Here is a 20,300-nt window from a genome sequence, read left to right as displayed (position 1 = left end):
TGGGAAAAATGAGTAGATAAAGAGGTAAGTGTATGCTAAGATTTCCAAAGGATTTTGTCTGGGGATCCTCTACTTCTGGACCACAAACAGAAGGACGTGTAGCTGGTGACGGTAAGGGAGATAATCTCTGGGATTATTGGTACCAAGTGGAGCCAAACCGTTACTATAATGGGATTGGTCCAGATAAGACATCGACCTTTTATGAAAATTGGGAAAAGGATATTGAGCTACTGTTAGAAACTGGTCACACGGCCTTTCGGACTTCTATTCAGTGGTCACGGATTTTTCCACAAGGGCGTGGGGAAGTCAATCCTCAAGGTGTGGATTTTTATCGTAAGGTCTTTGAGGCTATTAAGGCCAAAGGGATTCGTCTTTTAGTCAATCTTTATCATTTTGATTTGCCTTTTGCCCTTCAAGAGGATGGTGATGGTTGGGAAAATAAGGGGACTGTCTCAGCTTATGAAGACTATGCTCGTTTTTGTTTTGAGACTTATGGAGATTTAGTGGATCAATGGATTACCTTTAACGAGCCAATCGTTCCTGTGGAATTTGGCTATTTTTACGATGCCCATTATCCACATAAGGTGGATGCAGAAGCGGCGGTTAAAGTAGCCTACCACACACAATTGGCTAGCAGTCGGGCGGTTAAGGCTTGTCATGAACTCTTGCCTGATTCCAAGATTGGGATTGTCCTCAACTTGACACCGGCTTATCCACGTAGCCAGCATCCTGCTGATGTCAAGGCTGCTAGTATTGCGGACCTTTTTCAGGCCCAATCTTTCTTAGATCCGTCTGTTTTGGGGACTTATCCACAGGAGTTGGTAGAAATCTTACATGAATACGGTCTCTTGCCTGATGCTACGGAGGAGGAGTTGGAAGTCATTCGTGACAATACAGTGGATTTCCTTGGTGTCAACTACTATCAGCCTTTGCGTGTTATGGCACCTCGATTTGCTAAGCATCCAGAGAGTCCACTCTTACCCGAACATTTTTACGAGCCTTATGTGATGCCTGGACGTAAAATCAATCCTCATCGTGGCTGGGAGATTTATGAGCAAGGGATCTATGACATTGCTCAAAATATCAAGGAAAATTATGGTAATATCGAATGGATGTTGACAGAGAATGGTATGGGTGTTGAAGGGGAAGAAAAATTCCGTCAAGATGGGATGATTCAAGATGATTACCGTATTGGCTTTGTAAAAGGTCATCTTCGTGAACTTCACCGTGCCATTAAAGATGGAGCCAACTGTAAAGGATACTTAATCTGGACCTTTATTGATTGCTGGTCATGGCTCAATAGCTATAAAAATCGCTATGGTTTGGTCGAATTAGACTTGGAAACGCAAGAACGTCGTCTGAAGAAATCAGGGCACTGGTTCAAGGAATTAAGCGATAATAATGGGTTTTAAAAAGAACTCTGACTGATTATCCCAATTGGTCAGAGTTTTTTGCTTACAGGAGCTTAATTTGAACTATACCAATTTTTACTCTTGACAAGTGAAAGAAACAAGTATATACTGTTTTTGCTGGTTCTATAAAAGAGGAATTAGACTATACCAATTTTAAGGAGAAAGCACAGCTGGTCTGTGTCGTATATACTATGTGTGGAATTGTTGGTGTTGTTGGAAACACAAATGCAACTGATATTTTGATTCAAGGACTTGAGAAGCTCGAATACCGTGGCTATGATTCTGCGGGAATTTTTGTCCTAGGTGGTGCTGAGAACCATTTGGTGAAGGCTGTTGGTCGTATCGCAGAATTGTCTGCCAAGACAGCTGATGTTGAGGGAACAACTGGTATCGGACATACTCGTTGGGCTACTCACGGGAAACCAACGGAAGACAATGCTCACCCACACCGCTCTGAGACAGAACGTTTTGTCTTGGTTCACAATGGAGTGATTGAGAACTACCTTGAAATCAAGGAAGAATACCTTGCAGGTCACCACTTCAAGGGGCAAACAGATACGGAAATTGCCGTTCACTTGATTGGAAAATTTGCGGAAGAAGATGGCTTGTCAGTTCTTGAAGCCTTCAAAAAAGCTCTTCACATCATCCGTGGTTCTTATGCTTTTGCCTTGGTTGACTCACAAACTCCGGAAGTCATCTACGTGGCTAAAAATAAATCACCACTTTTGATTGGTCTTGGACAAGGCTATAACATGGTCTGCTCAGATGCTATGGCTATGATTCGTGAAACCAACCAATACATGGAAATTCATGACCAAGAGTTGGTAATCGTCAAGGCGGATAGTGTGGAAGTTCAAGACTATGATGGCAACAGTCGTGAGCGTGCTAGCTACACTGCTGAACTTGACTTGTCTGATATCGGTAAGGGAACTTATCCTTACTACATGCTCAAGGAAATTGACGAGCAACCAACGGTTATGCGGAAACTTATCCAAGCCTACACAGATGAGGCTGGTCAAGTTGTCGTAGCCCCAGCTATTATCAAGGCTGTTCAAGACGCAGACCGTATCTACATCCTTGCAGCTGGAACATCTTACCACGCAGGATTTGCTTCTAAGAAAATGTTGGAAGAATTGACAGATACGCCAGTTGAACTTGGAATCTCATCTGAGTGGGGCTACGGTATGCCACTTCTCAGCAAGAAACCACTTTTCATCTTTATCAGCCAGTCTGGTGAAACAGCGGATAGCCGTCAGGTTTTGGTCAAGGCTAATGAAATGGGAATCCCAAGCTTGACAGTGACAAATGTCCCAGGTTCAACCCTTTCACGTGAAGCTAACCATACCATGCTCCTTCACGCAGGTCCTGAAATTGCCGTAGCCTCAACCAAGGCCTATACAGCGCAAATTGCAGCCCTTGCCTTCCTTGCAAAAGCAGTCGGAGAAGCAAATGGCAATGCCAAAGCGCAAGCCTTTGATTTAGTTCATGAGTTGTCAATCGTAGCTCAGTCTATCGAATCAACTCTTTCAGAGAAAGAAACCATTGAAGTCAAGGTTCGTGAGCTACTTGAAACAACTCGTAACGCCTTTTACATCGGACGTGGTCAAGATTACTACGTAGCCATGGAAGCAAGTCTCAAACTTAAAGAGATTTCTTACATCCAGTGTGAAGGCTTTGCGGCAGGAGAACTCAAGCACGGAACTATTGCCTTGATTGAAGAAGGAACACCTGTTTTGACTCTCTTGTCAGATCCAGTCCTTGCCAACCACACTCGTGGAAATATCCAAGAGGTGGCAGCCCGTGGTGCAAAAGTCCTCACTATCGCAGAAGAAAATGTTGCTAAAGAGACAGACGATATCGTCCTTACGACTGTACACCCTTACCTCTCACCAATTTCAATGGTCGTACCAACGCAATTGGTCGCTTACTTTGCAACCCTCCACCGTGGTCTTGATGTGGACAAACCACGTAACCTTGCTAAATCAGTAACGGTAGAATAGAATCTATGAATATACGGGCGTAAAGCCATAGGTTTATCCTATAAGGTTTTACAGCCTATTTTTTATGTTACAAATGATGATAGGGGTTTACTTTTCAATAATTATAGCAGATTGAATTTAGAACAGTACACAGGAATACTAAAATATTTCTAGAAATTAATTTGAATTTTCCAATTGATTTGTTCGTATCTTATTTCAAACTACTATAAAAAGAGGAAGCTGGGCAAAAACTCAATTTGAAGAGAAAATTCAGTAAATCTTTCCATGATAAAACGCATCATATTAAGGTTTTGTACACCTGATATGATGCGTTTTATCATTTTTAAGCCTTTTTGCCCAGCCTCGTCAAAAGTAAAGTTTTGGCACAAAATCTGTGACAAAACTTTAGTTTTAAAGGTTTTTAACTTTGTATATACTAGTTTTAAGAAAAGGAGGATGATCCTAATGGAAGAAAAAGTATCATTGAAAGTCAGAGTTCAAAAACTAGGGACATCGCTTTCAAATATGGTTATGCCCAATATTGGAGCATTTATTGCTTGGGGAGTGTTGACTGCCCTCTTTATCGCTGATGGCTATCTGCCAAATGAACAGTTAGCTACTGTTGTTGGTCCTATGTTAACGTATTTATTGCCAATCCTGATTGGTTACACAGGTGGATATATGATCCATGGTCAACGTGGTGCCGTTGTAGGAGCTATTGCTACTGTTGGTGCAATCACAGGTTCTAGTGTTCCTATGTTTATCGGAGCTATGGTAATGGGCTCACTGGGAGGATGGACTATCAAGAAATTTGATGAAAAGTTCCAGGAAAAAATTCGTCCCGGATTTGAAATGTTAGTTAATAATTTCTCAGCTGGTCTCGTTGGTTTTGCATTATTGCTTTTGGCTTTCTACGCAATCGGTCCAGTCGTATCGACTCTTACTGGAGCTGTTGGGAATGGTGTTGAGGCTATTGTTAATGCTCGCCTCCTTCCTATAGCTAATATTATCATCGAACCGGCTAAAGTCCTTTTCCTCAATAATGCCCTCAATCATGGCATTTTTACTCCTCTGGGAGTAGAACAGGTAGCTCAAGCTGGTAAGTCAATTCTCTTCCTATTGGAAGCTAATCCTGGACCAGGCCTGGGAATTCTATTAGCTTATGCTGTATTCGGTAAAGGTTCTGCTAAATCTTCTTCTTGGGGGGCAATGCTTATTCATTTCTTCGGAGGGATTCATGAAATTTACTTTCCTTATGTTATGATGAAGCCTACTCTATTTTTAGCTGCTATGGCAGGAGGTATCTCTGGAACTTTTACTTTTCAACTCTTAGACGCTGGTCTTAAATCTCCAGCTTCACCAGGTTCTATTATTGCGATTATGGCTACGGCGCCAAAAGGCGTTTGGCCCCATCTAAATGTTCTTCTAGGTGTTTTAGTGGCAGCAGTTGTTTCTTTCCTTGTAGCAGCCCTTATTCTTCATGCAGACAAGTCAACTGAGGATTCGCTCGAAGCTGCTCAGGCGGCTACCCAAGCAGCTAAGGCTCAGTCTAAAGGTCAGTTAGTATCAACTTCTGTTGATGCAGTTGTTTCGACAGACTCAGTGGAAAAAATCATTTTCGCCTGCGATGCTGGTATGGGAAGCTCTGCTATGGGAGCTAGTATTCTTCGAGATAAGGTTAAAAAAGCAGGTCTAGAGATTCCAGTATCTAATCAGGCAATCTCAAATTTGCTTGATACACCAAAAACATTAATTGTTACTCAGGAAGAACTGACACCAAGAGCTAAAGACAAGAGTCCAAGTGCTATTCATGTTTCTGTTGATAATTTCTTAGCGTCCCCTCGTTATGATGAAATTGTAGCTTCATTAACAGGAGCTTCTCCAATAGCAGAAATTGAAGGAGATATACCAACTTCAGCATCAGTAGATAGTCAGGAAATTGACCTTAACCATATTGATGCTGTAGTAGTTGCTTATGGTAAAGCACAGGGATCTGCAACTATGGGCTGTGAAACGATTCGGGCTATCTTTAGAAACAAGAATATTCGTATTCCAGTTTCTACTGCCAAAATTTCAGAATTAGGTGAATTTAATTCTAAAAACATAATGATTGTAACAACTATTTCTTTACAGGCAGAAGTGCAGCAAACAGCACCGAATTCTCAATTTCTTATTGTGGATAGTTTAGTAACAACACCAGAATATGACAAAATGGCTGTTAGAATGTACAAATAGAACTAGAGGTTTCTAAATTACGAATGCTATTAACCAAACGAGAAGAACAATTATTGAAGGCTTTCCTACATGTAGGGAAGCTTTCAATGCAAGACATGACTGAAATCTTACAGGTTTCATCTAGAACAATTTATCGAACTTTATCAGATTTGACAGATAGCATGGAGCAATATGGAATCGAAATAACGAAGCATGGGAAATACTATATTTTGACTGGAGAGTTGGATGATTTGCCGACAGAACTTGAAGTGTTAGTTGAGTATAGTCCCCAAGAAAGACAAGAGTTGATTACCTATCGCCTTCTGACTGAGAGTGGTTTTGTCACCAATGAAGCATTGCAAGAATGCATGAAAGTCAGTAATGTAACTATTATTCAGGATATTTCAGATATTGATAAGCGTCTTTTAGACTTTGATCTGAAAATTGAACGACAAAAAGGTTATCGTATTTCTGGTGATTCAGTTGGTAAGAGAAGATTTTTGGCTATTTTACTGACAAACTGTATCTCAGTAGCAGATTTTTCAACCGGTAATTTTGGGAGCTTTGATATTTTAGAAGCAGATAGAACTAGGCTGGCCAGTCAGATTGTTAATAAGCAACTGTCAGGTTTTCCAGATATGGATGCTAGGATGAAGATGTTTTTTGCGATCTTGTTATCTCTTATAGGTCAGGAGCAAAACATTGAAAATTCACCTAATACTAGTAAGCAGGCTTTGGAAATTTCTCAAAAAATTTTTCAAGCTTACTCTAAGCAGACTGCACAATTTTATAGTATTCAGGAAATTATCTATTTTGCGAGCATCTTGGATGAATTAATCATTAAACGTCAGGACAATCCGCTCTTTACGGAGAAATTTGATGGTGAATTTTTCTACAATATTTCAAATCTGATTGATACGGTTTCCATGTATACCAAGATTGACTTTTTTAAGGACAAGGTTTTATTCAATTTTCTTTTCCATCATATTCGGCTCAGTTTAGGCGTCCCTATCCTTTTTCAGGGTGAAAATTTGCCAGAATCTGTCCAGATTTTAGTTGAAAGGAATAAATTTCTTTATACAGTCATCAGTCTTTTAGTGAATGATATTTTTCCGAAATATCTTCATACAGAGTATGAGTATGGCATGATTGCCCTACATTTTATCTCTAGCTTAGGCCGTAGTCCAGAGATTTATCCAGTCCGTGTTTTGCTTTTAACGGATGAACGTCGGGTCACTAGAGATTTATTAGTCAGTAAAATTAAGAGTGTTGCTCCTTTTGTAGAGTTGATAGATATTCAGTCTCTAGTAGATTACCACAGTATTGATCTCAGTCAGTATGATTATATTTTATCTACCAAGCCGCTGACTAATCAGGAAATCGATGTAATTTCTAGTTTTCCAACCGTCAAAGAATTGCTTGAATTGCAGGAACGACTTCAGTATGTACAGGCACATCGTACAATTGTCGCGCGTGATGCTATCGCTCCAGAGAAAAGTTATGACTTGCAAGATTATTTAATATCTAGTAGTCAGCTTTTGAGTCAATTCGAGTTGGTTCAATTGGAAAATAATCAATCATTTGAGCACACGGTAGAACAAATCATCCAATATCAGAAGAATGTGAGTGACAGAGATTACCTAACAAGAAAATTGTTATCTCACTTCCAGAATAGTCCTATGGCTATTCCTAATACTGGTCTGGTGCTTTTACATAGTCAGTCTAGCAAAGTAACAACAAATAGTTTTACTATGTTTGAACTCAAACTACCTATCTCCGCATTGTCAATGAAACGAGAGGAAGAAGAGGTCAAAAGGTGTCTGCTAATGCTAATGTCTAAAGAAGCTAGCGAGGAAGCGAGAGATTTAATGACAGCTATCAGTCAGTCGATTATTGAAAATCATCTTTATACAGAGATTTACAAGACGGGAAATCAATCCATTATTTATCAGATGCTAAATACTATTTTTAACGAAAAAATTAAGAAATTGGAGAACTAATATGAAACTTGAAAAACATTTGATTAAGCTTAATAAACAATTTTCTAACAAGGAGGAAGCTATTTGTTATTGTGGGCAAGTTCTTTATGAGGGTGGATATGTTAATGAAGACTATATTGAAGCCATGATTGAGCGAGATAAAGAGCTATCTGTTTACATGGGTAACTTTATCGCCATACCGCATGGAACAGATGCAGCAAAAAATGATGTCCTCAAGTCTGGTATTACAGTCGTTCAAGTCCCTAGAGGGGTTGATTTTGGGAATGTATCTAACCCTCAAGTGGCAACGGTTCTTTTTGGTATTGCTGGTATTGGTAATGAACACTTAGAAATTATTCAGAAAATTTCTATCTTCTGTGCAGATGTAGATAATGTTCTTAAACTAGCAGATGCTCAGTCAAAAGAGGAAGTATTGCGCTTATTTGATGCTGTTGAATAATTGAATTTCGTCATTTGTCATCTAGTATATATGTCCCTCAAATAGGAAAAGGAGAAATTGAATGAAACATTCTGTTCATTTTGGTGCCGGTAATATCGGTCGTGGTTTTATAGGTGAAATTCTATTTAAAAATGGTTTCCATATTGATTTTGTGGATGTCAATAATCAGATAATTCATGCTCTAAATGAAAAGGGCAAGTATGAAATTGAAATTGCACAGAAAGGACAGTCTCGTATAGAAGTAACTAATGTGGCTGGCATTAATAGCAAAGAAGATCCTGAGCAAGTCATTGAAGCGATTCAAAAGACGGATATTATTACTACTGCAATCGGACCTAATATACTCCCTTTTATCGCTGAACTTCTAGCCAAAGGAATCGAAGCTCGCCGAGTTGCAGGAAATACACAGGCATTGGATGTTATGGCCTGTGAAAATATGATTGGCGGGTCTCAATTTCTTTATCAAGAAGTCAAGAAATATTTAAGTCCGGAAGGTTTGACATTTGCTGATAACTACATAGGTTTTCCAAATGCTGCAGTAGACAGGATTGTTCCAGCACAAAGTCACGAAGATTCCCTTTTTGTTGTGGTCGAACCCTTTAATGAATGGGTCGTGGAAACCAAGCGTCTTAAAAATCCAGATTTACGTCTAAAAGATGTGCATTATGAAGAAGATTTAGAACCCTTTATTGAGCGAAAACTTTTTTCAGTCAATTCTGGACATGCAACTTCAGCTTACATTGGTGCGCATTATGGTGCCAAGACAATTTTGGAAGCTCTTCAAAATCCTAATATCAAATCTCGGATTGAATCTGTATTAGCTGAAATTCGGAGTCTCTTGATTGCCAAATGGAACTTTGATAAAAAAGAATTGGAGAATTATCACAAAGTCATTATAGAACGGTTTGAAAATCCTTTCATAGTGGACGAAGTTAGTCGCGTAGCTCGTACTCCAATCCGAAAATTAGGCTATAATGAACGATTCATCCGGCCGATACGTGAATTGAAAGAACTCAGTTTGTCATATAAAAACCTACTTAAAACAGTTGGCTATGCCTTTGACTATCGCGATGTAAATGATGAAGAAAGTATTCGATTAGGTGAATTGTTGGCTAAACAATCAGTCAAAGATGTTGTTATACAAGTTACAGGTTTAGACGACCCAGAATTGATTGAGCAAATTGTAGAGTATATTTAATCTTTTTCGAAAATCTCTTCAAATCAGGTTAGCATCCATCTGCAACCTCAAAACAGTATTTTGAGCTGACTTCATCAGTTCTATCTACCACCTCAAAGCAGTGCTTTGAGCAGCCTGCGGCTAGCTTCCTAGTTTGCTCTTTGATTTTCATTGAGTATTAGAATAATTTTTCAAATTGAAGGACAGAGTAGATAGGGAGAGTCACAATGGTAGAATTGGGAATTTCAACATTTGGGGAAACAACGGAGCTTGAAGGGATTGGGCAAACTTACAGTCATGACGAACGCATTCGCCAGTTGCTAGCAGAGGTTGAACTGGCTGACAAGGTTGGTTTGGATGTGTATGGGATTGGTGAGCACCATCGAGAGGATTTTGCAGTATCAGCCCCAGAGATTGTCCTGGCAGCTGGGGCAGTCAATACCAAGAAAATCCGTTTGACCAGTGCAGTCAGCATTCTCTCGAGCATGGATCCGATTCGCTTATTCCAACAATATGCCACTATCGATGCTTTGTCAAATGGACGTGCGGAGATTATGGCTGGAAGGGGTTCTTTCACGGAATCATTTCCTCTGTTTGGCTATGATTTGAAAGACTACGAAGCCCTTTTTGATGAGAAATTAGACTTGCTCCAGTTAGTCAATGAAAAGACAAAGCTAGACTGGAAAGGTCGATTGACCCAAACGATTGCTGGTAAAGAAGTTTATCCTCGTCCAGTTCAGGACAAATTACCCTTGTGGATAGCGACAGGTGGTCATGTCGAATCAACAGTAAAGATTGCTCAGGCAGGCCTACCGATTGTCTATGCCATTATTGGTGGTAACCCTCGTTATTTTAAAAAGTTGATTCAGGCTTATCGTGAGATTGGGAGCGAAGCAGACCATGCCAGTCATGAACTAAAGGTTGGGGTCCATTCTTGGGGGTGGATTGCTGAAGATGGCGAGCAGGCTGTGAAAGATTATTTCCATCCGACCAAGCAAGTAGTGGATGCTATTTCCAAAGATCGTCCACACTGGCAAGAATTGCGTTATAAGCAATATTTGGAGCAGGTAGGATCAAATGGCGCCATGTTTGTGGGCAATCCAGATCAGGTGGCCGAAAAATTGATTCGCATGATAGAGGATTTAGATTTGGACCGCTTCATGTTGCACCTACCTCTTGGTTCTATGCCTCATGATCAGGTTCTGAGAGCTATTGAACTATTCGGAACACAAGTAGCACCCAAAGTCCGGGCTTACTTTGCCATGAAAGAGGCTTAATAAAAAATACTAATCAGGCTGATAAAAAATCTATATAACAACTATTTTAAAAAGCAATAAACAGAAAAAATCTCTGAAAAGCTAGTAAAATCAAGCTTTTCAGAGATTTTTTTCTCTATTGATATAAACAATCCCAATCAAGTCGATAGTCAATATATATTGGGAAAAGGTCAAAAGGAGTGGTAAGATGGTTTCAATCCAAATGGAAGGAGAGAAGTATGACAAGTAAAAGAGAGCTAGTTTTTAGAGCTATTCGAGGAGAAGAGGTGGAACGGGTTCCTGTTGGCTTTTGGTTTCATTTTGTAATACTGGAGGAAAAAGGACAAGGTTTAAATAATCCACGTATCTTTCAAAAAAGTGTAGAGGGACATCGGAAGTACGTTGAAAGAATCCATCCTGATTTTGTCAAAATGATGAGTGACGGATTTTTCATTTATCCAAGTAATGTCTACAGTCCTAAGGTTACAAGTCTTCAGGAGTTAGCTTCTATTGAGTCGATTGGTGAAAACCATCCTTGGATTCAGCAACAAGTAGAAGTGGTAGAGGCTATTCGAGCAACCTTCACTGAGGACATTGCATCATTTTACAATATTTTTTCTCCGATCTCCTATTTGAAAAGGTGGTTTCGTACAGAGACTTCTAGAGGTGATAAGGAGGTTTCAGATCTTTTTCTTGAAAATCCAGAGCTATTCAGGGATGTTTTAGACGTGATAGCTGAGGATATCGCTATCCTAACTAAAAAAATCATTCAGGATGGTGGAGCAGATGGAATCTATCTCAGTACACAAGAAATTCAGGATGAGCGCATCACAGCAGAATTGTATCAGACCTATATTGAGCCAAGTAACATAAAGGTTTTAGAAGCTGCCAATCAGGTAGGTGGGGTAAATATCCTGCATATCTGCGGTTTCCAAGGTGCCAGTAACAATGTGACTATTTTCAAAGATTATCCAGCCCAGGTTTTCAATTGGGCAACCCACCATGAAGCAGTCAGTTTACCTCAAGGTCAGGAGCTATTTCATGGCAAAGCGGTCTTGGGTGGTTTTGAAAATGGGAAGCAGAGCCTGCTTTATGGAGGTAGAAAGGCTGCACTACAAGAGGAAACCAAACGATTGTTGGCTGAAGCTGGGACTAGAGGAGTCCTTCTTGGAGCGGATTGCACGGTTCCAGATGACTTTGAATTAGAAAGATTGGACTGGATTCGTCAGGCTGCTATGTTAGAATAGGAGAGCCTTATGAAAAGAAAAAAGTGGCTATTGGTAGGGACGGCCCTCGGCTTTGTCATCTTACTTGCGATCAGTCTTACAAAGGGACTTGCTTGTAAGGAAGGGCCAAGATGTCATGGGATTCAGGATTTTCAGAAGAGAAGTCTTCCCTTTATTCAAACCAATGATATTGCCAGTGTTTTATTAGTTGAAAAAGAAAGAAATGGAAAATAGAGATGTCAGAAAAAAGAGACTGGGTTTTAAAAGCATTTAGAGGAGAAGTGGTTGGCCGTGTACCTGTAGGTTTTTGGCACCACTTTACATCAGAAGAGGAATGGTTAAAGGGATTTTCCAATCCTGTGATTATTGAAAAGAACATACAAGGTCACAAACGTTTTATCCGTGACCTACATCCAGACTTTATCAAGTTGATGAGTGATGGCTATTTTGCTTATCCAAATCCAGTTATTGCCAAAGGAAAGTCACTCCAAGAGCTGTCGGAGATTCAACCTCTGGGTGAAGATCATCTGTGGATTAGAGAGCAGGTAGAATTAGTGAAGAAGATTAAGCAGGAGTTTACGGAAGATATTGTTGCTATTTACAATATTTTTGCGCCTGTGACCTACCTCAAATGGTTACTTGGAGAAGTGTCTGGTGGAGATGATCTCATTGCAGACTTCTTAGTTCAAGATTCTCAGAAATTGAAAAAAGTACTTGATGTGATTGCGCAAGATATCGCTAGCTTGAGTCAAGCTATTATTAAAGATGCAGGAGTAGATGGTATTTATCTCAGTGTGCAAAGTATTCAGGATGCGCGTGTTTCTGCTGAAGCCTATCAGGAGATTATTGAGCCGAGTGAACTGACTGTTTTAAATGCGGCTAAGTCGGTTGGTGGGGTAAATATCCTTCATATCTGTGGCTATGAAGGAGCCCGAAACGATATTCATATCTTTGCCGACTATCCAGCTCATGTTTTTAACTGGGCAGTTGGTCCAGAAGGGATTAGCCTAAAAGAAGGTCGTGAGATTTTCAAGGGTCGTGCTGTTCTGGGAGGATTTGAAAACGGTAAAGACGGCCTTCTCTATCGAGGCAGTAAGGAAGAAATTCAGGCTGAAACCAAACGATTGGTAGAAGAAACAGGGAAAGATGGCCTCATACTTGGAGCAGATTGTACCATTCCAAACGATATTGCAGTGGAGCGTATCCAGTGGGTGAGAGAAGCAGTAGCTAAATAAAGGAGAAGAATATGAGTAAGAAAACATGGATTGTTGGTGGAGTTGCGGTTGTGGCAGTGCTTGGAGCAACGATTATTGGTAGGACTTTGTCGGGAGCATCTGCTAAAGGTGCAGATGCAGCTTCGTCTGGACAAGTAACAACTTTAAAAGTTGCCCATACTCAAAACTATGTCCCTTATGATTTTATTGACGAAAAAGGGGAATCAGATGGTTATGAAGTCGCTGTTTTAAAGGCGGTGGATGAGAAATTAGCAGATTATAAATTTGAGTATACTGGAACTAGTGATGATGATCTCTTGATTGGACTTGAGTCTGGCAAGTACGATATTGGAACTAAAGGTGCTTGGTATACAGATGAACGGGCTAAGAAATTCATTATTCCATCTGAGCCAGTAGGAGCCAGCATTATTGGTTTTACTGTCAGAAAAGGAGATGAAGCTAAATATAAGAATATTGATGATTTCGCCAAAAATAAAGGGAAATTAGTACCCATCTCTCCTCAAAATGCCCAGTGGAATGTGATTAATAGCTATAATGACAAGCACAAGGATACACCAATTGAGTTGACAGCTGCTGAATCTTTCAAGGTGGCAGATGCTTATGCTTGGGTTTTAGAAGGACGTTATGATGCTTTCTTTGACATCAAGTTGTCTTTTGAAAAAGCAGTGACAGCAGAGGATGGTTCTTACCACCAATATGCGGACAAACTTAGCTGGTTCCCTTATAAAGGAATTCCAACCTATCCCTTGATTCACCGTGATGAAAAGGGTGAGAAGTTTGCTAAAGAGTATGAAAAAGCGATTAAAGAATTAAAAGAAGATGGAACTCTAGCTAAACTTTCTCAAAAATACTTCAAAGAAGATGTTTTTAGCTACGTTGATAGAGATTAGATGAGCAGTCAGGCGTGTTATACTCTTCGAAAATCTCTTCAAACCACGTCAACGTCGCCTTGCCGTAGGTATGGTTACTGACTTTGTCAGTTCTATCCACAACCTCAAAACACTGTTTTGAGCAATCTGCGGCTAGTTTCCTAGTTTGCTTTTTGATTTTCATTGAGTATTAGAAAGAGGTTTACATGGTTTCATATGACTTTTCAAGAGTGTTCCAATTTTTACCCACCTTATGGCAGGCTCTTCCGATGACCTTGTCCATTCTCTTTTTTACTACAATCCTTGGTTCCCTTTTCGGTGGCTTACTGGCTTGGGCTCAAGTGGGAGAAGACAAGACTTTTGCAGGTCTTTCTAAGGGCTATATTTTCACTCTTCGCTGTACTCCCCCCATTGTCTTACTGTTTTTAGTTTTTTATGGTTTACCTGAATTTTTAAAATGGTGGCTGAATTTAGATATCAACAACTGGTCTAAGACGGTCTTCGTCTTATTCACCATGGTCTTGCTATTTGCGGCTATCATTGCAGAAGTATTTAAGGCGTCCTATCAGGCAATTCCCAAAGGTCAGATGGAAGCTGGAGTCAGTATTGGTCTGACCCCTAGTCAGACATTTTGGAGAATCATTTTTCCTCAGGCTTTTCAAGTGGCTCTTCCAAATATGACGACCGCTATTCTAAATTTGATGCGGGACGCTGCCCTAGCCTATACGATTGGTTTTGTGGATGTCATGGGAGCTGGGAATCTCTTAATCAGTCGCAATTTGGGGAATTACTCTCTTGAAACCTATACAGCGGTTGCCATTCTTTATTGGGGTGTAGCCTTGGCTGTTTCCTTCTTGAGTCGCTTGTTAGAAAAATCTTTGGAAACGAAAGGGAGATAGGATATGGATTTAGACTATATTGCGAAAACTTTTTTAGAGACCTTAAAAGGGGTGCCAACCACCTTAATCATTATGATTGTAGCCATGGTCTTAAGTTTTGGACCAGCCTTGTTTTTAGCTCTGGGACAAATATATAAAGTCAAAGGTGTTCGAACTTTCTCTCTCGTGTATCTAGCTTTTATAAGAGCAACACCTCCGATTTTGCTGATTCTTTTCTTTTATAGTTTGTTTCCGAGTTTGCTCAATCAATTTCTCAAAAGCATAGGGAGTGATGTTGATATCTTTAAACTCAATCCGATCTATTATGCTTTTATTATCTATAGTTTGATGACAACAGGTAGTTTATCAGAAATCTTACGTTCGGCTATTTTGACTGTGGATAAGGGACAATTAGAAGCTGCACAAGCGATTGGTTTAACCACTAGTCAGGCTTATGTGAGGATTGTTTTTCCACAGGCCTTGCAATCAGCCTTGCCCAATCTGGCTAATCTAGTCATAAATATTGTAAAAGGAACCTCTTTGGTCTTTGTGATGACCATTAAGGATATTACAGCCATTGCCCGTGTTGAAGCGTCTTATGGTTATCAGTATTTTGAATCCTATTTTGTGATCTTTTTACAGTACATTCTTATTTGCGGATTGATTCAATGGGGCTTTTCAATCTTAGAGAAACGCTATATTCAAAGAAGAAAGGGACAAGTAGTGCCCAGTACAGGTTTAGCATAGGAGGAGACAATGTTACAAGTAGAACATGTTGCAAAAAAATTTGGAGACAGACAAGTCCTGGGAGATGTTAATCTCAAGGTCAACCAAGGGGATGTGGTTGTAATATTGGGGCCATCTGGATCAGGTAAAACGACTTTTCTCAGATGTCTCAATCATTTAGAAAAAGCCGATAGTGGCTCTTTGAAGCTTGCTGATAAAGAATACGACCTTGGAAAATTGACTAAAAAAGATATTTTAGAAATTCGCAAGAAGACTGCTTTCGTTTTTCAACATTATAATTTATTTGCTAATAAAACGGCCTTGGAAAATATTTTGGAGGGCTTGATTATTGCTCGGAAAATTCCTAAGGAAGAAGCAACAAAACGTGCGGAAGCTGCCTTAGAAAAAGTTGGTTTACTAGCTTATAAAGCTTACTATCCCTCTCAGCTTTCTGGAGGCCAGCAACAACGAATCGGTATTGCGCGTGCCATTGCTGTGAAACCAGAGGTCATTTTATTAGATGAGCCAACATCGGCCTTGGATCCAGAGTTGGTAGGGGATGTTTTAGATGTTTTAAAACAGTTAGCTAAAGAAGGAGTTACTATGGTAGTAGTGACTCATGAGATGGGTTTTGCTAGAGATGTAGCCAATCATGTTATTTTTATGGACGGTGGGAAAATTGTTGAAGAAAATAATGCCCATGATTTCTTTAGTCGTCCAAAAGAAGAACGAACCAAGCAATTTTTGGCACGAATACTCTCGGATGCGACCTATAGTGTAGAATATATGATTTGATAGATAGGCTTATCAGGGCAAAAATCAATCCCCCGAGCGTTAAGGCTTGGGGGATAGTTCTATAGGAGGGCTAGTTTAGTTCTCTTTTTTATTTTTTAGTAAGAAACCGAGACCAAGGAGCGCAAGGAGGCTGATTCCTGCAAATAGGAGTTTGTTTTCGTTTTTGATTCCTGTATTTGGAAGTTCAGCTTGTTTATCTGGGGTTGCAGGTATATTTTCCTTGCTAGAGCTTTCTACCGATTCGTTTCGAACCGCTTCTTTTACAGATGATGCTTGTGCTTCTTGTGCTGGTTGTGAAGCTTGTGAACCAGTTGTAGCTTGGCTAGGTTTATTTTCTGAATCAGCTACTGTTGCAGATGGTTTAGTAGAATCAGGTTTAGCTTGTGGAGCTGGATCTTGATGTGCAGGGAGAGAAGCTTCATTTTGATGTTCAGGCTTGGAAGGGCTTGAGTCTGGTTTCTCTTCTGCAGTTGACTCATGGCTAGTTCCATTTTGAGAGACTCGAAGAACAGTAGCTGTAAGGGCATTCAATTTCAAGCCTTTTTCAGTCCATTCAAGTCCTTTCGGGTTGGCAATTCCGACTGGTCCTGCTTGGTTCTCATCTGCCAAAACTTCAGCATTTCTTAGATGGGCAAAGGCAGTTCCCAAATTAAATTCGCGAGCTTTTTCGTCCGCATTGACAAAGACTGCGTAGATATCACCGTTTGGAGCAGTGATTTGGTAGCCAATCACTACATCCTCTTTTTCTACACCATTTTGACCTGGGACAGTGATGAGGTGGACACGGTCTTTAATATCTTGGAGACTCTTAAGTCGGAAGGCATCTGTAGATTGACGAAGGGCAATCAAACCTTTCATGTAGTCACGGCTCTTGACATTTTCAGGATATGCTTTTCCATCTGTAGCCTTAGTCCAGTCAAACTTGTTGACTGCATCGCTAGAATCGTAAGAGTCATGGATGAAGTAAGGATAGTCAAACGGATTGCCATCCTTATCACGCAACAAGTGAGATTTGTTTGGTTGTTTGTCCTCTGCTACTGGAGTCTTGTAGGCTGGGTCACGGAATTGTTTAGTACGTCCATATTCCTGACCGGAGTGGATAAATGGAGTTCCTTGAGCTGTCAAGACCATGAGATTTCCAAGTCGTAAACGACGGTGGATTTCAGCATAGTTCTCAGCCTTGCTTGGGTCTTTTTTGATAGACTGGGCAATGATGTCAAAGAGGGTCAAGTTATCATGGGCTGCGATGTATTGGATGACATCTCCAGGACTGTCTGCTTCAAAGTTGGTTGGTTGAGCAATGAGATTTTTGAAGACAGTGTTGACATCACGCTTGCCACCTGTGATAAAGGCAGGTTGACCTTCGTTTGGATAACCAGATTTGAGGTTGTTACGGATGTCATCTGAAAAGACAGCGACAGTATCGGTATGTTTCATCCAATCTTGGTCAGCAGCTTTAGTAGGCATATTTTCATCACCAGCATAGGTTCTCCAACCTTCACCAAGCATGATTAGGTTTGGATTGAGGGCGCGTGCAGCCTTGTAAGCTTCTTCGATAGAAGCGGCGTCATGGTCTCCCATCATATCGAAACGGAAGCCATCCACTTTGTAGGTATCAACTAGATATTTGATAGAGTCAACTAGGATCCGTTTACTCATATGGTGGGTTGTCCCCAAGCGTCCACCACCAAAGCTAGTTCGAGGTGTCCCATCAGCATCCATAAAGTGGTAGTAGTTTGGTTCTAAATCTTCAAAGAGATCGACTTTGGCTGTATGGTTATAAACTACGTCTAGGATAGCTCCCATGCCACGTTTGTGGATTTCGTTGATGAGGTTTTTAAATTCTGCGATTCGTTTTTCTGGATTCTTAGGATCGCTTGAGTACATACCAGTCAATGAGAAGTAGTTTTGAGGGTCATATCCCCAGTTGTAGTTGCTGTTGCTTGAAGCATAGTCAGACAAGCGTTCATGGTTTTTCAATTCATTGACAAAGTAGTAAGACAAGACTGGAAGGAGCTGGATGTGGGTTACCCCCAAGTCTTTGAGATAGTCTAGTTTTTCAATGAAGGCTTCAAAAGTCCCAAATGGTTTGGTTAAGTCTTTTGCAATGGCAGGATCTGAAGTGAAGTCGCGCACATGAGCTTCGTAGATAACGGCATCTTCACGAGTTTTGAAGTTGTGAATCTTACCATAAGTCAAGTCTTGAGGTCCTAGTTTAGCTGGATTTACAAAGGCGGCTTTAGCCACTTTATGGGAAGCGTCTGTTTTTGCAAGATCACTATTCCAAGCAGCGAGGGATTTAGCGTAAGGATCGAGTGCAAGAACAGTTTTACCCTGACGCTCGATTTGGTATTGATAATAGTAGCCAGTGAAATCTGTGATTCCTAATTTGTTTGTGCTATCTAGAGTTTGTTTCCAAGTTCCTCTTTCCCCTTTTTCAAGAGCGACAGTTCCAACTACTTTGTCAGGGTCATTCTTGTCGTAGACAACAACAGAAACCTTATCAGCACTTGGTGACCAGAGAGTTAAATCAACCTGTTTTCCTTCTTCTTTGAGTTCAGCTCCCAGTTTGCCATCATAGCTGTAAGTCTCATCTTTCAGGCGCCAGCTTGTTTTGGTAGTGAATTTGTCAGAGTTGTAGCTAACGGTATAAGGATGTTTTGTGTCAGAGAAATCTCCGCTGTAGGTCACTTTCTTACCAGCCTCATCGATTGTAACATCGGTAATAGCTACTTTTTCTCCTAGGTGATTAGTGATGTTGGAGTGCTTGAGGATATCCTCTTTTTTAGCACCGACAAGTGTTGAAAAACTACTTTCAATGCTAGAAGTTCCTACGTGTTGGGCACCTGTCATACGGATATCATGGATATAGTATGGATTTGTGTAAATCGATTCGTCATCGTCTTTTAGGAAAATTTGGCTATGATTTTTCAAATCTGTGAACTTATAATCTTCTTTACGGATTTTCACGTCGTCTCCTTGTTTGCTCTCATCTAGTAGCAAAAATCCAAATTCTCTCGCGGCTTCATTAAGAGGAATGTCGATATAGCGACCGTATTTACCTGTAGCCGTAAAGTCTGTTCCGTCAGGCCATTGAGCGCTACTTGGATTTTTCACATCTCCCCAGTACCAGAGAGATTTCTTGTCATAGTTGCCATCTGTGCGGTAGTAGTTGACGCGAACAGTTCCTGCGGGTTGTGGCTCGTAAGAGAAAACCTTGTAATCTTGGTCTAACCAAGCCTCATTCATCTTTGGTGCCAGTTTTTCTACAGATTTATCGCCGGTTAGATTTTTTCCAGCTGTATTGTTGATGAGGAAGCTAATTTTCTTGGCTTGTTCTCCCTTTAATTTGACATCTAGGTAGTAGCCGTAGTCATCTTTTTTGGCATCCTTGAAGGACAGGGCTCCGTTTGGCCAATTTTCAGAAGGTTTTTCAACATCGTCCCAAGTCCAGAGTCCTTGAGCATCCTTGTTTTCTTCAGGAAGTTTTTTGACGTGGATACGGAAGTAGTTGTCTTCGATGGGCTCTTCTGCCTTAGTTTCAGTCGTTACTGGACTAGTAGAAGTAGTTGTCTCACTTGAACGATCTTCTCCAGTTTGTGGTGCTGAATCGGCTGGGCTTGCAACAGGAGTGGTTGCCTCTGTTGCAGGTTTTTCTTCTTTCTCTAGGGAAGCGTTTGCATTATTAGGTGAAGAAAAATCGCTTTCTTTCTTACCAGTGCTAGTTGCTGTATCAGTAAGAGGCTGGGCAAGGGCAGTAGTAGTTTCACTATTATTTGCGTTAGTGGTTGGTGTACTTTCGTCGGCTGAGATAGTTGGTGTAGCCATGGCAAGCAAGACAAGGCTTGCGCCGATAAGGACAGAACCAGTTCCATTTTTGAGGGAACGGATGCTGTAGACCATTTTTTTCTCAGTTTGAGCTGGTGTTTTTCTCATGATGATTCTCCAATCAATAAATTTCTATACCAGTATAGCATGTAGTAAAACAATATGCAAGCGTTTTCCTTTGTTTGTAAAAGAAATTCTTACTTTTGAGAAGTTTTCCGTATTATTTTATATATCAGTATAAATAATGGAAATAATACTCAATGAAA

General features: G+C 40.4%; 16 protein-coding genes. 14 read left to right on the top strand and 2 right to left on the bottom strand.

Going from position 1 to position 20,300, the window contains the following annotated elements; all coding sequences use genetic code 11:
* Nucleotides 1-32: 32 nt before the first annotated feature.
* The 11 genes from bglA (at nucleotide 33) to HT715_RS02160 (ending at nucleotide 13,828) form a co-directional block, all read left to right on the top strand.
* Complete coding sequence (bglA, locus tag HT715_RS02215; protein WP_172922811.1) at nucleotides 33-1,412, top strand: 6-phospho-beta-glucosidase; 1,380 nt, start codon at nucleotides 33-35, stop codon at nucleotides 1,410-1,412.
* A gap of 191 nt (nucleotides 1,413-1,603) precedes the next feature.
* Nucleotides 1,604-3,412, top strand: a complete 1,809-nt coding sequence (glmS, locus tag HT715_RS02210; protein WP_023939116.1) for a glutamine--fructose-6-phosphate transaminase (isomerizing) — start codon at nucleotides 1,604-1,606, stop codon at nucleotides 3,410-3,412.
* 444 nt (nucleotides 3,413-3,856) lie between these two features.
* Nucleotides 3,857-5,626 (top strand): PTS mannitol-specific transporter subunit IIBC, encoded by a 1,770-nt coding sequence (locus HT715_RS02205; RefSeq protein WP_119919898.1) that lies wholly within the window; start codon nucleotides 3,857-3,859, stop codon nucleotides 5,624-5,626.
* 23 nt (nucleotides 5,627-5,649) lie between these two features.
* Complete coding sequence (locus tag HT715_RS02200; RefSeq protein WP_001864364.1) at nucleotides 5,650-7,605, top strand: transcription antiterminator; 1,956 nt, start codon at nucleotides 5,650-5,652, stop codon at nucleotides 7,603-7,605.
* A gap of 1 nt (nucleotide 7,606) precedes the next feature.
* Nucleotides 7,607-8,044 (top strand): PTS sugar transporter subunit IIA, encoded by a 438-nt coding sequence (locus tag HT715_RS02195; protein ID WP_000764149.1) that lies wholly within the window; start codon nucleotides 7,607-7,609, stop codon nucleotides 8,042-8,044.
* A 61-nt stretch (nucleotides 8,045-8,105) separates the two neighbouring features.
* Nucleotides 8,106-9,242 carry a mannitol-1-phosphate 5-dehydrogenase gene (locus tag HT715_RS02190; protein ID WP_000682963.1) on the top strand — a complete coding sequence of 379 codons (1,137 nt, stop codon included), beginning with the start codon at nucleotides 8,106-8,108 and terminating at the stop codon, nucleotides 9,240-9,242.
* 206 nt (nucleotides 9,243-9,448) lie between these two features.
* Nucleotides 9,449-10,498 carry an LLM class flavin-dependent oxidoreductase gene (locus tag HT715_RS02180; RefSeq protein WP_000229791.1) on the top strand — a complete coding sequence of 350 codons (1,050 nt, stop codon included), beginning with the start codon at nucleotides 9,449-9,451 and terminating at the stop codon, nucleotides 10,496-10,498.
* Nucleotides 10,499-10,716: 218 nt separating this feature from the next.
* Entirely contained in the window at nucleotides 10,717-11,724 is a 1,008-nt protein-coding gene (locus HT715_RS02175; protein WP_000202170.1) for a uroporphyrinogen decarboxylase family protein, read from the top strand.
* Nucleotides 11,725-11,733: 9 nt separating this feature from the next.
* On the top strand, nucleotides 11,734-11,937 hold the full coding sequence (locus tag HT715_RS02170; protein ID WP_000823549.1) for a hypothetical protein: 204 nt from the start codon (nucleotides 11,734-11,736) through the stop codon (nucleotides 11,935-11,937).
* A 2-nt stretch (nucleotides 11,938-11,939) separates the two neighbouring features.
* Nucleotides 11,940-12,938: a uroporphyrinogen decarboxylase family protein gene (locus tag HT715_RS02165; protein WP_050207584.1), complete on the top strand. Its 999-nt coding sequence runs from the start codon at nucleotides 11,940-11,942 to the stop codon at nucleotides 12,936-12,938.
* An 11-nt stretch (nucleotides 12,939-12,949) separates the two neighbouring features.
* Nucleotides 12,950-13,828 (top strand): transporter substrate-binding domain-containing protein, encoded by an 879-nt coding sequence (locus tag HT715_RS02160; protein ID WP_000039542.1) that lies wholly within the window; start codon nucleotides 12,950-12,952, stop codon nucleotides 13,826-13,828.
* On the opposite strand, the gene HT715_RS11805 is transcribed toward HT715_RS02160, so the two are convergent.
* Nucleotides 13,806-13,991, bottom strand: a complete 186-nt coding sequence (locus HT715_RS11805; RefSeq protein WP_078929755.1) for a chlorohydrolase — start codon at nucleotides 13,989-13,991, stop codon at nucleotides 13,806-13,808. The two genes, HT715_RS02160 and HT715_RS11805, sit on opposite strands and share 23 nt — an antisense overlap.
* 22 nt (nucleotides 13,992-14,013) lie before the next feature.
* Here HT715_RS11805 and HT715_RS02150 point away from each other — a divergent pair, with 22 nt between their 5' ends.
* The 3 genes from HT715_RS02150 to HT715_RS02140 are packed head-to-tail and all read left to right on the top strand — an operon-like array spanning nucleotide 14,014 to nucleotide 16,206.
* Entirely contained in the window at nucleotides 14,014-14,706 is a 693-nt protein-coding gene (locus HT715_RS02150; protein ID WP_004256697.1) for an amino acid ABC transporter permease, read from the top strand.
* 3 nt (nucleotides 14,707-14,709) lie between these two features.
* Entirely contained in the window at nucleotides 14,710-15,432 is a 723-nt protein-coding gene (locus HT715_RS02145; protein WP_000362517.1) for an amino acid ABC transporter permease, read from the top strand.
* A 9-nt stretch (nucleotides 15,433-15,441) separates the two neighbouring features.
* Complete coding sequence (locus tag HT715_RS02140; protein ID WP_000942261.1) at nucleotides 15,442-16,206, top strand: amino acid ABC transporter ATP-binding protein; 765 nt, start codon at nucleotides 15,442-15,444, stop codon at nucleotides 16,204-16,206.
* 75 nt (nucleotides 16,207-16,281) lie between these two features.
* On the opposite strand, the gene spuA is transcribed toward HT715_RS02140, so the two are convergent.
* Nucleotides 16,282-20,142 (bottom strand): LPXTG-anchored pullulanase SpuA, encoded by a 3,861-nt coding sequence (spuA, locus tag HT715_RS02135; protein WP_172922810.1) that lies wholly within the window; start codon nucleotides 20,140-20,142, stop codon nucleotides 16,282-16,284.
* Between the last annotated feature and the right edge of the window lie 158 nt (nucleotides 20,143-20,300).

This window comes from Streptococcus sp. 4155, assembly GCF_013276695.1.
Taxonomy (GTDB): domain Bacteria; phylum Bacillota; class Bacilli; order Lactobacillales; family Streptococcaceae; genus Streptococcus; species Streptococcus pseudopneumoniae.
The sequence above is the reverse complement of the archived record's forward strand: the minus strand, read 5'-3'. Positions and strand labels throughout refer to the sequence as shown.